This is a genomic window from Pseudomonas sp. UBA4194, from assembly GCF_002379585.1.
GTDB lineage: Bacteria > Pseudomonadota > Gammaproteobacteria > Pseudomonadales > Pseudomonadaceae > Aquipseudomonas.
On sequence record NZ_DFUE01000006.1, the window covers coordinates 1 to 12838 of the forward strand.

12 protein-coding genes are annotated in these 12838 nt (G+C 61.6%); 6 read left to right on the top strand and 6 right to left on the bottom strand.

What is annotated here, in order from left to right; translation table 11 throughout:
- Positions 1-1331: ATP-dependent RNA helicase RhlB (rhlB, locus tag B3397_RS00835; protein WP_296246377.1), on the top strand; the 1331-nt coding region annotated here is incomplete at its 5' end.
- Between the two features lie 322 nt (positions 1332-1653).
- On the opposite strand, the gene moaE is transcribed toward rhlB, so the two are convergent.
- The 5 genes from moaE to B3397_RS00860 all read right to left on the bottom strand — a co-directional run bounded on the left by moaE (position 1654) and on the right by B3397_RS00860 (position 5827).
- Entirely contained in the window at positions 1654-2103 is a 450-nt protein-coding gene (moaE, locus tag B3397_RS00840) for a molybdopterin synthase catalytic subunit MoaE (protein WP_296246378.1), read from the bottom strand.
- A 1-nt stretch (position 2104) separates the two neighbouring features.
- A complete protein-coding gene (locus B3397_RS00845) occupies positions 2105-2347 on the bottom strand; it encodes a MoaD/ThiS family protein (RefSeq protein WP_296246380.1) in 243 nt (80 codons plus the stop codon).
- Complete coding sequence (gene moaC / locus B3397_RS00850; RefSeq protein ID WP_296246382.1) at positions 2344-2817, bottom strand: cyclic pyranopterin monophosphate synthase MoaC; 474 nt, start codon at positions 2815-2817, stop codon at positions 2344-2346. Before moaC ends, B3397_RS00845 begins: the two co-directional genes overlap by 4 nt.
- A 152-nt stretch (positions 2818-2969) precedes the next feature.
- Positions 2970-4364, bottom strand: coding sequence for a PhoH family protein (locus B3397_RS00855; RefSeq protein WP_296246384.1), 1395 nt, complete (start codon positions 4362-4364; stop codon positions 2970-2972).
- Positions 4365-4702: 338 nt separating this feature from the next.
- Positions 4703-5827: a polysaccharide deacetylase family protein gene (locus tag B3397_RS00860; protein WP_296246387.1), complete on the bottom strand. Its 1125-nt coding sequence runs from the start codon at positions 5825-5827 to the stop codon at positions 4703-4705.
- A gap of 144 nt (positions 5828-5971) precedes the next feature.
- On the opposite strand from B3397_RS00860, the gene B3397_RS00865 reads away from it, so the two are divergent.
- Positions 5972-7045: a polyamine ABC transporter substrate-binding protein gene (locus B3397_RS00865; RefSeq protein WP_296246389.1), complete on the top strand. Its 1074-nt coding sequence runs from the start codon at positions 5972-5974 to the stop codon at positions 7043-7045.
- A 356-nt stretch (positions 7046-7401) separates the two neighbouring features.
- Here B3397_RS00865 and B3397_RS00870 read toward each other — a convergent pair whose 3' ends face one another.
- Entirely contained in the window at positions 7402-8985 is a 1584-nt protein-coding gene (locus B3397_RS00870; RefSeq protein ID WP_296246391.1) for a peptide chain release factor 3, read from the bottom strand.
- Positions 8986-9293: 308 nt separating this feature from the next.
- On the opposite strand from B3397_RS00870, the gene B3397_RS00875 reads away from it, so the two are divergent.
- Genes B3397_RS00875 through B3397_RS00890 form a run of 4 tightly spaced genes read left to right on the top strand, consistent with a single transcriptional unit; the run spans position 9294 to position 12755 of the window.
- Positions 9294-10007, top strand: a complete 714-nt coding sequence (locus B3397_RS00875) for an ABC transporter permease (RefSeq protein ID WP_296246392.1) — start codon at positions 9294-9296, stop codon at positions 10005-10007.
- A 17-nt stretch (positions 10008-10024) separates the two neighbouring features.
- The gene (locus tag B3397_RS00880) at positions 10025-10939 is read left to right on the top strand and encodes a glycine betaine ABC transporter substrate-binding protein (RefSeq protein ID WP_296246394.1); all 915 of its coding nucleotides are present in this window, start codon (positions 10025-10027) and stop codon (positions 10937-10939) included.
- On the top strand, positions 10936-11589 hold the full coding sequence (locus tag B3397_RS00885; RefSeq protein WP_296246396.1) for an ABC transporter permease: 654 nt from the start codon (positions 10936-10938) through the stop codon (positions 11587-11589). Before B3397_RS00880 ends, B3397_RS00885 begins: the two co-directional genes overlap by 4 nt.
- Positions 11586-12755, top strand: a complete 1170-nt coding sequence (locus B3397_RS00890) for a betaine/proline/choline family ABC transporter ATP-binding protein (protein ID WP_296246398.1) — start codon at positions 11586-11588, stop codon at positions 12753-12755. Before B3397_RS00885 ends, B3397_RS00890 begins: the two co-directional genes overlap by 4 nt.
- Positions 12756-12838 lie beyond the last annotated feature (83 nt).

Below are 12838 nucleotides of genomic sequence, written 5' to 3' on the forward strand. Positions count from 1 at the left end.
CCTCCTCCGGCGACCTCAACGCAGCACCCGCGCCCGCGCCCGAGCCTCCCGCTGCGGCGGCCGTGCGGCCCCAGCCGCCACGCCGCCAACCCGCGCCCAAGCCGGTTGCACCTGCCTGGAAACTGGAAGATTTCCAGGTAGAACCTCAGGAAGGCAAAACCCGCTTCCACGACTTCAAGCTGTCCGACGATCTGATGCACGCCATTCACGATCTGGGCTTCCCCTACTGCACGCCGATCCAGGCTCAGGTGCTGGGTCACACCTTGCGAGGCCAGGACGCCATTGGCCGTGCTCAGACCGGCACAGGCAAGACGGCGGCCTTCCTAGTGTCGATCATCACCCAGTTGCAACAAACGCCACCGCCCAAGGAACGCTTCATGGGTGAGCCGCGTGCGCTGATCATTGCTCCGACGCGCGAGCTGGTCGTACAGATCGCCAAGGATGCCGCCGGCCTGACCAAATACACCGGCCTCAATGTCATGACCTTCGTCGGCGGCATGGACTTCGACAAGCAGCTCAAGCAACTCGAAGCCCGCTACTGCGACATTCTGGTCGCGACACCCGGCCGATTGCTGGACTTCAACCAGCGCGGCGAAGTGCATCTGGACATGGTCGAGGTGATGGTGCTCGATGAAGCCGACCGTATGCTCGACATGGGCTTCATCCCGCAGGTACGTCAGATCATTCGCCAGACGCCACCGAAGAACGAGCGCCAGACACTGCTGTTCTCCGCCACCTTCACCGAAGACGTGATGAACCTGGCACGGCAATGGACCACCGACCCCGCCATCGTCGAGATCGAGCCGGAGAACGTCGCCAGCGAAACGGTGGAGCAGCATGTCTACGCCGTCGCCGGCAGCGACAAGTACAAGCTGCTGTACAACCTGGTAACCAGCAACGACTGGGAACGAGTGATCGTGTTCGCCAACCGCAAGGACGAAGTGCGGCGCATCGAAGAGCGCCTGGTGCGCGATGGCGTGAATGCCGCGCAGTTGTCGGGCGACGTGCCTCAGCACAAGCGGATCAAGACGCTGGAAGGCTTTCGCGAGGGCAAGATTCGCGTACTGGTGGCCACCGATGTGGCGGGCCGCGGAATTCACATCGACGGCATCAGCCATGTGATCAACTTCACCCTGCCGGAAGTGCCGGACGATTACGTGCACCGTATAGGCCGTACCGGTCGCGCGGGCAGCAGCGGGGTTTCGATCAGTTTTGCCGGAGAGGACGACTCGTATCAGCTGCCTTCGATCGAGGCATTGCTGGGTCGCAAGATCAACTTCGAAATGCCCTCGGCCGAACTGCTCAAACCCGTAGAGCGCAAGCATTCCTGATCTCTACCAGCAGGCAGGCCCCCATCGCGGGTAGAACCCGCTCCCACAGACCCTACCCGCCCCATGGGAGCAGCCTCTGTGTAGGAGCAGCCTCCATGTGGAAGCAGGTTCCATGTGGGAGCGGGTTCTACCCGCGATAGGGCCCTCCCAAACACCACCCCACCCCCTGTGGGAGCGGGTTCTACCCGCGATGGGGCCCTCCCAAACACCCCCACACCCCCCGCCGGGAGCGGGTTCTACCCGCGATAGGGCCCTCCCAAACACCACCCCACCCCCTGTGGGAGCGGGTTCTACCCGCGATAGGGCCCTTCCAGACACCCCATCACTCCCAGCGCTGCGCCGCCACCAGATCACTCTCGCGCCCATCCACCCAGCGCGGACCATCCTCGGTCGACTCCTTCTTCCAGAACGGCGCGCGGGTCTTCAGGTAATCCATCACGAAATCGCATGCCTCGAACGCCGCTTGCCGGTGCGCACTAGCCACGCCGACGAACACGATCGGCTCGCCCGGCTGCAGCAACCCAACCCGATGCAGCACCTCCAACTTCAACAACGGCCAGCGTTGCGCCGCCTCGAAGGCGATCTTGCCCAGCGCCTTCTCGGTCATGCCCGGATAATGCTCGAGAAACATCCCGCTCACCTCCAACCCATGGTTGAAGTCGCGCACATAGCCAACGAAGCTCACCACCGCACCCACACCGGTATTGGCCTCGTGCAGTGCATTGAGCTCAGCCCCGGGATCGAAAGGTTCGGCCTGCACGCGAACGGACATATCAGCCTCCGGTAACGGTAGGGAAGAAGGCAACTTCGTCGCCATCGAGCAGCGGCTCCTGCAACGAGCACAACTCCTCATTGCGCGCGCACATCAAACCGCCCTCCTTGAGCACCTCCCGGTCACCACGCAGGATCAGAAACTCGCGCAACGCATCGACACTAGCGAATTCACCGTCGATGACTTCCCGCTCGACGCCCAGCAACTCCCGGTAACGGGCAAAATACAGCACGGTGTAGTTCATGCCGGGTCCGCCTGGTAATGCCCGCTCTTGCCGCCCAGCTTCTCCAGCAGGCGCACCGTTTCAATGACCATGCCGCGGTCCACCGCCTTGCACATGTCATAAATGGTCAGCGCAGCCACGCTGGCCGCCGTCAGCGCTTCCATTTCCACTCCCGTCTGCCCAGCGAGCTTGCAGCGCGCCTCGATGACCACGCTGTCAGCGCCCTCGGCGCGCAGCTCGACCTTGACGCTGGTCAGCATCAACGGATGGCACAGGGGAATCAGATCACTGGTTTTCTTGGCCGCCTGAATACCGGCGATACGCGCCACGGCAAACACATCACCCTTGGGGTGTTCGCCATCGACGATCATGCGCAAGGTCTGGGGCAGCATGCGAATACGCGCCTGGGCAACGGCTTCGCGGGAGGTCACGGCCTTGTCGGTGACATCCACCATGTTGGCCCTGCCTTGGGAATCGAGATGAGTCAGCACAGCCTTGCTCCTGTTCAGAGAAAGGCGATTGTAGCGCTCCGGCACGCTTGCGGCGACTGTGCAGACTTCAGAGAAGAGGGTGAACCTGGCGATGCTCCGCAGTCACTGACCGCTCCTACACTGTGTGAGCTGTAGAAGCGGGCAACAAACGGCTACAGGTGTGATTCGGCGTATTCGGCCAGGATCGACCGCGGTACGCCTTGCAGGGTGATGTGCACGCCTTGCGGGAAATCCTTGAAACGCTCCGTCAGGTAGGTCAGCCCCGAACTGGTGGCCGACAGGTAAGGGGTGTCGATCTGCGCCAGGTTGCCCAGGCAGATGACCTTGGAGCCGGCACCGGCACGCGTGATGATGGTTTTCATCTGGTGCGGGGTGAGGTTCTGGCACTCGTCGATCAGAATCAGGCTCTGCTGGAAACTGCGTCCACGGATGTAGTTGAGGGATTTGAACTGCAGCGGCACCTTGCTCAGGATGTAATCGACGCTGCCATGGGTGTTCTCGTCGTCCATATGCAGGGCTTCGAGGTTATCGGTGATCGCGCCCAGCCACGGCTCCATCTTTTCCGCCTCGGTGCCGGGCAGAAAACCGATTTCCTGATCCAGGCCCTGCACGCTGCGGGTGGCGATGATGCGCCGGTAGCGCTTGGTGACCATGGTCTGCTCGATGGCAGCTGCCAACGCCAGGATGGTCTTGCCCGAGCCCGCGGCGCCCGACAGGTTGACCAGGTGAATGTCCGGATCGAGCAGGGCGAACAACGCCAGGCCCTGATAGATGTCCCGTGGTTTGAGCCCCCAGGCTTCCTGATGCAGCAAAGGCTCCTGGTGCAGGTCCAGGATCATCAGCTCGTCGTCCTTGATGCCCTTGATCCAGCCGACGAAACCTTGCTCGTCGATGATGAACTCGTTCATGTGCACGGCCGGCAGCGCTTCGCTCAATTGCACACGGTGCCAGGTGCGGCCATGGTCCTGGCGGGTCTCGACTTTGCTCACGCGATCCCAGAACGACCCAGTGACGTTGTGGTAGCCGCGGGACAACAGTGACACGTCGTCGACCAACTGGTCGGTGCTGTAATCCTCGGCCGCGATCCCACAAGCGCGGGCCTTGAGGCGCATGTTGATGTCTTTGGTAACCAGGATGACGCTCAGATCGGGATTGCGGGTATGCAGGTCGATCAGCTGGTTGATGATGATGTTGTCATTGAGGTTCTGCGGCAGCAGATTGGAGGGTTCAGGGCGTTTGTCCATGAGGATGGACAGGAAACCCTTGGTGTTGCCGGTGACGCGCATGATCGGCACGCCCGCCTCGACATCAGCCGGTGACGCTTCGCCCAGGGTCTTGTCGATCAGACGGATGGCCTGGCGACATTCGGCAGCGACCGATTGCTTGCCGTCTTTGAGTTTATCCAGTTCCTCCAGCACGGTCATGGGAATGGCGACATGGTGTTCTTCGAAGTTCAGCAACGCGTTTGGATCGTGGATCAGTACATTGGTATCGAGCACATAAAGGATTGGCTGGTCGGAAGAGGTGGTGCGTCCTTGTTCATCCATACTCGGTCACCTTTTTAAGAGCCTGACGACGCAATACCCAGACGGTGCTGCGCCGCGGGAAGGCCGCCGATTTCCCGCATCAAGGAGCAGGATCCACAAACAGGAACGGGTCGGATGAGGACGCCACCTGTGTTGCAGGGTTCGGCGGTCTGTCTTCGTAATACCGCAAAACCCATGACGGAAAAAAGCACTTTGACGCTTTTTTGAAGTTTATTTTTCGGTATGACGAATAGCGCTTGGCGTGCTGGTCACGCACCGTTACAGTCGGAAGTCCGCCCGCCCGCAAATGTGTGATATTTTCTTCGCGCCTTTACCCGCAGCCCTTTATTTACGGGGCTTCAGTCGATATCCGTACATCCCTGCCAGGCAACCCCGCTTTGTGCTGTCTGGTTCAGCAGCAGAGACACCGTCGTCTGTGCCTTGAGCTGGGTATCGTGGAGCACGATGATGCCACGTCGCCACAGCAGCATCAGACTCAGCACACGCTCACCGGCTTGCTCGGCGCTCAGCCGGCTGTCGTCATCCATGGCATCGATGTTCCACAGCGCCACTTTCAGCCCTTGGCCCGCGAAGAAGGCACCGCTGTCGGCCCGACGCTGACCGTAGGGTGGGCGGAACCAGGGGACGTAGTTGTCCGGCAGGTCGGCCTGCAGCAGCGCCACGGTCCGCAGCACCGAATCCTGCCATTTGTCCCACTGGCCATGAGAAACATACTGCCAACCCTGCGCGCCCACGCACTGCTCGGCATACAGCGCCTGAACCTGTGCCACGGACGTCTTTTCCACTCGCGCCTGCAGACTCTGACCCAGAACGAAGAACGTCGCATCGATGTTCTGCTTGCGCAGATAGTCGGTCAGCGCGTCGGTCGACCCCTGCGCCGGGCTGGGACCGTTCTCGAAGGTCAGCAGAAAAACCCGATCATTGAACTGATCGCCGTCGAACTCCTGATCGGAAAACAACTGCACTTCGCTGCTGGTCTGGGGCAGCACCGCCGCCTGGCGCAGCATCTCATCCAGATAGGCCTCGCTGAACACCTGGCCGGGAACGGCGAAGCCGGCGTAGAACGAGTCGGGATCGATGTTCAACGCGCCTGCCTGGGCCCGCAGGTCCGCCTCGCTGTCGATGGCGTAACAGAACGAGGCGTCCTGTTCGCAACTTTGCTGAGCCTGGTCGAAATTGCGCCACAGCCGATGCCACAAGCGCTCGCGCAGCTCTACGATGGCAGGCAGGTTGATTTGACGCATGCCCAGGCGCGTGGCCAGTGCCACTTCGTCCTGGCTTTCGCTGGCCAGCAGCGAGCGCGCGAACAGGAGAATCTGGGCGCGGGACGCCACGTCGAACAGCACCGGCGTATCGAGCCTCTCGGGCCAGTGGCTGCGGTCCAGGGTGGCCACCGGCGGCGCGGCGAACACTGGGGCCGCGGCGGCCATCAAACCCGCCATCATCAATGTAACCAAGCGCAAAGAAAGTCTCCTCATCTACGGCACGCGCCGGGCACTATAGCCCGTGTCGCGAACCAGGGCGTGAGTCTATCTGCACTGGGCTCTTCCCCCCAACCCGAGTAAATGATTACAGTAGGCCATCAACGGTGATTCGGGAATCACGACATGCTTCGCTCGGCCCTTGCCGCATTGACGCTGATCACGCCAATGGCCTTCGCCGCCGAGACGGTAAGCATCTATAACTGGGCCGACTACATCGCCCCCGACACCCTGTCCACCTTCACCCGCCACAGTGGTATCCAGACTCAATACGCCGTCTTCGACAGCAACGAAACCCTGGAAAACAGCCTGCGTGAGTCACCGGGCAAATACGATGTGATATTCCCCTCCAATCACTTCATGACTCGGCACATCAGTGCCGGCACCCTCAAGACCCTCGATCGCTCGCGCCTGCCCAACTGGAAATACCTCAATCCGGTGCTGCTGCGTGCGCTGGAGATCAACGATCCCGGCAACCTCCACGGCTTTCCCTATTCCTGGGGCAGCAGCGGCATCGGCTACAACGTGGACCTGATCAGAGCGGCTTTGGGGGACGACGCACCGGTGGATTCATGGGATCTGGTGTTCAAGGAGGAAAACATCGCCAAGCTGCAAAAGTGCGGGGTCGCGATCCTCGACATTGGCCCGGAGCTGCTGCCCATGGCCTTGAATTACCTGGGTTTGCCGCATCACAGCCATAACCCGGAGGACTACCAGAAAGCCAAGGCCTTGCTCTTGCGGATCAAACCCTACGTGCGCTATTTCGATTCACTGGAGTACGCCCATCAGTTGCAGACGGGCAAGCTCTGCGCGGTGATCGGCTTTTCCGGAGACGTGCTACAGGCCCAGGCTCAGGCAAAGCGCGATGGCAAGGGCGTGAAAATCGAGTATTCGATTCCCAGGGAAGGTTCGACGATGTGGTTCGACATGGTCGCCATCCCCACCGATGCACCCGACGAGGCGGCCGCCTATACCTTCATGAACTACCTGCTGGAGCCGAAGGTGATGGCCAACATCACCAACAGCATTCACTACGCCAATGGCAACGAAGGGTCGGATGAGTGGGTGAATCCCGCGATCAAGAACGACCGACGGATCTATCCGAGCGCGGAAGTGATGAGCAAGTTGTTCCTGCTGCAACCGATGCCCGCCGAACTGGATCAACTGAGGACCCGGATCTGGAAGGAGGTGCGGGGGTAGGGTTTGGATCTGCGGTGACTGGCCCCCTCACCCCAGCCCTCTCCCTGAGGGAGAGGGAGCCTGTACGCGGTGAGACGCAGAGTGCTTGTCTGCTTTTAGCCCCCTCTCCCTCAGGGAGAGGGGGCCTGTACGCGGTGGGACGCAGAGTGCTTGTTTGCTTTTAGCTCCCTCTCCCTCAGGGAGAGGGAGCCTGTACGCAGTGGGACGCAGAGTGCTGGTTTGCTTTTAGCCCCCTCTCCCTCAGGGAGAGGGAGCCTGTACGCCGTGGGACGCAGGGTGCTGGTTTGCTTTTAGCTCCCTCTCCCTCAGGGAGAGGGCTGGGGTGAGGGGACCATTCACCACAATACCCATCCCGATCAATGATGCTCGCGAGTCGCCCGGAATTTCACATCCGGCCAGCGCTCTTCCATCAGCGCCAGGTTCACCCGCGTAGGCGCCAGATAGGTCAGATGCCCGCCGCCATCCAGCGCCAGGTTCTCCACCGCCTTGTTGCTGAACTCCTCCAGCTTCTTCTTGTCAGCGCACTCAATCCAGCGCGCCGACCACACAGTGATCGGCTCGTAGGCGCACTCGACCTTGTATTCCTCTTTCAGCCGACTGGCCACCACATCGAACTGCAGCACACCCACGGCGCCCAGGATGATGTCGTTGCTGCGCTCGGGGAAAAACACCTGCGTGGCGCCTTCTTCCGCCAACTGCTGCAACCCCTGGCGCAGCTGCTTGGACTTGAGCGGGTCCTTCAGGCGTACGCGGCGGAACAGTTCCGGGGCGAAGTGCGGGATACCCGTGAAGCCCAGGCTCTCGCCCTCGCTGAAGGTATCGCCGATCTGAATGGTGCCGTGGTTGTGCAGGCCGATGATGTCGCCGGCAAAAGCCTCTTCCAGTTGCTCGCGCTCGGAGGAAAAGAACGTCAACGCATCGCCGATGCGCAGGTCCTTGCCCGTGCGCACATGGCGCATCTTCATGCCCTTTTCGTACTTGCCCGAGCAGATGCGCATGAAGGCGATACGGTCGCGGTGCTTGGGGTCCATGTTCGCCTGAATCTTGAACACGAAACCGCTGAATTTCTCTTCGACAGGCTCCACCGTGCGCTCGTTGGCCACCCGCGCCAACGGCCGCGGCGCCCAGTCCACCACCGCGTCGAGTACATGGTCGACACCAAAGTTGCCCAGGGCCGTGCCGAAGAACACCGGTGTCAGCTGGCCACTGAGAAACTCCTGCTGGTTGAACTCATGGCAGGCACCCTGCACCAGCTCCAACTGCTCGACGAAACGGTCGTACTCGTCACCCAGATGGGCACGGGCTTCATCGGAGTCCAGCTTCTCGATGATCTTCACCTCGGTACGCTCATGGCCATGGCCGGGGGTGTAGACGATGATGTAGTCGTCGGCCAGGTGGTAGACACCCTTGAAGTCGCGATAGCAGCCAATCGGCCAGGTCACCGGCGCCGCCTTGATCTTGAGTACGGCTTCGATCTCGTCGAGCAGCTCGATCGGATCGCGAATGTCGCGATCCAGCTTGTTGATGAAGCTGACGATTGGCGTATCGCGCAGGCGGCAGACATCCATCAGGGCGATGGTACGTGGCTCTACGCCCTTACCGCCGTCGAGCACCATCAACGCCGAGTCCACCGCGGTCAGGGTGCGGTAGGTGTCTTCGGAGAAGTCTTCGTGGCCCGGGGTGTCGAGCAGGTTGACCATGTGCTCGCGATAGGGGAACTGCATCACCGAGGTGGTGATGGAAATGCCGCGCTGCTTCTCCATTTCCATCCAGTCGGACGTCGCGTGGCGGTCGGACTTGCGCGACTTCACCGTACCGGCCACGGCAATGGCCTTGCCCATCAGCAAGAGCTTCTCGGTGATGGTGGTCTTACCCGCATCCGGGTGGGAGATGATGGCGAAAGTGCGGCGTTTCGCGACTTCGGCGGCCTGTTGGGTCATGGGTGATCGCCTGGCGAGGGATTGAAAAAAGGGCGCGGATTATAGCCTGATGTGGCAGTGGCAGGCCACTCACCCCATCAAAGCTGGCCAAAGGCCGTCTCACTATGGGAACCTTTTAAAGCACGGAGACGTCCATTCCCTGATTCGATCATCGTCAGGGCCTGCAAAATCAGCTAGTTAGCCTGACGAGGCTGCGCTTATGGTTCGCCTCCCACGCGAACTGCTTCTCGCGAACGCCGGGGCTGACCTCCACTGACGGAGGTTGCCACCAACCCAGCGCTCGCCGACTGAAATAAAGGAGTCCGCCTGTGGCTAATCGCTATGGCAAAGGGCTGATAGGGTGCGCGGTCGTCATCGCCATCCTGGCCCTGCTGGTCCACTGGATCGGCATCAGTACCATCGAGCAGTACCGTGAAGACCTTTTGTTCTACCTGCAAGCGCACCTTATCCTGGTGCTGGCCTCGATGCTCGCCGCACTGGTGGTAGGCATTCCCGCCGGGATTGCGCTGAGCCGCCCCAGCATGGCGGCACGCGCTGAACGCTTCATGCAGATTTTCAACATCGGCAACACCATCCCTCCCCTGGCCGTACTGGCCATCGCCCTGGGCATCCTGGGCATCGGCAGCGGTCCTGCCATCTTCGCCCTGTTCCTGGCCTCGCTGCTGCCCATCGTGCGCAACACCTACGAGGGCCTGAAGAACGTTCAAGGCTCGCTCAAGGAAGCCGCTACCGGCATCGGCATGACGCCCGCTCAGGTGTTGTTCAAGGTCGAGCTACCCAACGCCGTGCCGATCATCGTCGGCGGGGTGCGCGTGGCCCTGGCGATCAATGTCGGTACCGCGCCACTGGCGTTCCTGATCGGCGCCAACAGCCTGGGCAGCCTGATCTTCCCCGGCATCGCCCTGAACAATCAGCCGCAACTGCTGCTCGGCGCTGCCTGCACCGCGCTGCTGGCGCTGATCCTGGACGGCATCGTGACCGTCGTCAGCCGTGTCTGGCTTGAACGTGGGCTGACCCGCTGAGCGAAGGAATGAATTCAATGAAGAAGTTAAGCATCGTGCTGGGCCTGGCCCTGCTCTGCGCCGGCGTCGTCCAGGCGGCAGAAAAACCGGTGATCCGTCTCGGCTCCCGGGTGTTCACCGAGCAGACCGTGCTCGCCGCCATCACTGCCCAATACCTGGGTAGCAAAGGCTACGACGTGCGGGTCACCGGTGGCCTGGGCAGCAACCTGGCGCGCAGCGCCCAGGAAACCGGGCAACTGGACATGCTCTGGGAATACACCGGCGTATCACTGGTGTCCTATAACCATATCGACGAAAAACTCGACAGCGCTGCCACCTATGCCCGGGTCAAGGAGCTGGACGCCAAGAAGGGCCTGGTCTGGCTCGCACCGTCCAAGTTCAGCAACACCTACGCCCTCGCCTTGCCTGAAGAGGTGGCCAAGGCCTATCCCCAGGTCAACACCATCAGCGACCTGAACAAGGTACTGATCGACGAGCCGAAGACCGGCCACATCCTGGCCCTGGACACCGAGTTCGCCAACCGCTCCGACGGCCTGGTGGGCCTGACCAAGACCTACGACCTGAAATTCACTCGCCGCGACATTCGCCAGATGGACGCGGGCCTGGTCTACACCGCCCTGCGCAACGGGCAGGTATTCACCGGCCTGGTGTACACCACCGATGGCCGTCTGAACGCGTTCAAGCTCAAGCTGCTGGAAGACGATCTCAAGTACTTCCCCGACTACACCGCCGCACCGGTGGTACGCCAGCAGTTCCTCGACGCTCACCCGCAGCTGGCCGCTCAGCTCAAGCCACTGGCCGAGTTGCTGGACGATGAAACCATGCGTCAGCTCAACGCCCAGGTGGACGTTGAACACCGTAGCCCAAGCGTGGTTGCCGCCGAGTTTCTCAAGGCCCATCCCATCAATGACCAAGCCCCGGAGAAGCCATGAATTTCCTCGACACCTTCTCCCATCTCGACTGGCCGCTGGTGCTGCACCTGACGTGGCAGCACATCACCCTGGTGGGCATCGCGGTCAGCCTGGCGATCCTGTTCGGGGTACCGATCGGCATCCTGATGACTCGCTTCCCGGCACTGGCCGGCCCGCTGCAAGCCAGCGCCACGGTGCTGCTGACCATCCCCTCGATCGCCCTGTTCGGCCTGCTGCTGCCGTTCTACTCCAAGTTCGGCCAAGGCCTGGGGCCGCTGCCGGCGATCACTGCGGTGTTCCTCTATTCGCTGTTGCCCATCCTGCGTAATACCTACCTGGCGCTGACGGGCGTCGAGCCCGGCATCCGCGAGGCAGCCAAGGGCATCGGCATGACCTTCGGCCAGCGCCTGCGCATGGTCGAACTGCCCATCGCCGTGCCGGTGATCCTGGCCGGCGTGCGCACCGCCGTGGTCATGAACATCGGTGTCATGACCATCGCCGCCACCATCGGCGCCGGCGGCCTGGGCGTCCTCATCCTCACTTCCATCAGCCGCAGCGATATGTCGATGCTCATCGTCGGCGCCGTGCTGGTCAGTGTTCTGGCGATCATCGCCGACCTGTGCCTGCAATGGCTGCAACGCGCCCTGACTCCTAAAGGATTGTTGAAATGATCGAACTTCAGAACCTGACCAAGACTTTCCACAGCAACGGCAAGGAAGTCAAAGCCGTCGACGCCGTGAACCTGACCGTCAACGAAGGCGAGATCTGCGTATTCCTCGGGCCATCGGGCTGCGGCAAGAGCACCACGCTGAAAATGATCAACCGCCTGATCATGCCGACCTCCGGCAAGGTGCTGATCAACGGTGAAGACACCACGGGCCTGGATGAAGTGACCCTGCGCCGCAACATCGGCTATGTGATCCAGCAGATCGGCCTGTTTCCCAACATGACCATCGAGGAAAACATCACCGTGGTCCCGCGCCTGCTGGGCTGGGACAAGAAGCGCTGCGCCGACCGCGCCCGCGAATTGATGAGCATGATCAAGCTGGAACCCAAGCAGTACCTGCACCGTTACCCGCGTGAGCTGTCCGGTGGACAGCAGCAGCGCATCGGCGTGATTCGCGCACTGGCAGCCGAAGCGCCGCTGCTGCTGATGGACGAGCCGTTCGGTGCGGTCGACCCGATCAACCGCGAGATGATCCAGAACGAATTCTTCGAGATGCAGCGGGCACTGAACAAGACCGTGATCATGGTCAGCCACGACATCGACGAAGCCATCAAGCTGGGCGACAAGATCGCCATTTTCCGCGCCGGCAAACTGCTGCAGATCGACCACCCGGACACGCTGCTGGCGCATCCGGTGGATGACTTCGTCAGCAACTTCGTGGGCCAGGACAGCACGCTCAAGCGCCTGCTGCTGGTCAAGGCTGAAGACGCCGCCGACAACGCGCCGTCGGTGAGCCCGGAAACGCCGGTGGCCGAAGCGCTCGAGCTGATGGACGAGCACGACCGTCGCTATGTAGTGGTCACCGATGCCGAGAACAGGGCCAAAGGCTATGTCCGTCGCCGCGACCTGCACCGCCAGCAGGGCAACTGCGCGGATTACCTGCGCGAATTCAACGCCACTGCGGCCTACGACGAGCACTTGCGCATCCTGCTGTCGCGCATGTACGAGTTCAACCGCTCATGGCTGCCGGTGCTGGATGCGCAGAACGTGTTCCTTGGCGAAGTCACTCAGGAGTCGATTGCGGCGTACCTGAGCTCCGGACGGTCACGCGGCATGAAAACCAGCATCGTCTCCCCCGCCGAAGTGGCCGAGGCAGCCGCGGCAGGCTAACCACCCACGGCAAATGCCCCCGCTTCTAACCCCCTCTCCCTCAGACAGGGAGCCGTACGCGTACTGCTTTTAGCCCCCTCTCC

Bases quoted from the DNA above. Each gene is read 5' to 3' on its own strand.
- B3397_RS00865 (WP_296246389.1), top strand. From the start codon at position 5,972: ATGCTTCGCTCGGCCCTTGCCGCATTGACGCTGATCACGCCAATGGCC.
- B3397_RS00855 (WP_296246384.1), bottom strand. From the start codon at position 4,364: ATGGATGAACAAGGACGCACCACCTCTTCCGACCAGCCAATCCTTTAT.
- B3397_RS00890 (WP_296246398.1), top strand. From the start codon at position 11,586: ATGATCGAACTTCAGAACCTGACCAAGACTTTCCACAGCAACGGCAAG.
- B3397_RS00870 (WP_296246391.1), bottom strand. From the start codon at position 8,985: ATGACCCAACAGGCCGCCGAAGTCGCGAAACGCCGCACTTTCGCCATC.
- moaE (WP_296246378.1), bottom strand. From the start codon at position 2,103: ATGTCCGTTCGCGTGCAGGCCGAACCTTTCGATCCCGGGGCTGAGCTC.
- B3397_RS00885 (WP_296246396.1), top strand. From the start codon at position 10,936: ATGAATTTCCTCGACACCTTCTCCCATCTCGACTGGCCGCTGGTGCTG.
- B3397_RS00845 (WP_296246380.1), bottom strand. From the start codon at position 2,347: ATGAACTACACCGTGCTGTATTTTGCCCGTTACCGGGAGTTGCTGGGC.
- B3397_RS00880 (WP_296246394.1), top strand. From the start codon at position 10,025: ATGAAGAAGTTAAGCATCGTGCTGGGCCTGGCCCTGCTCTGCGCCGGC.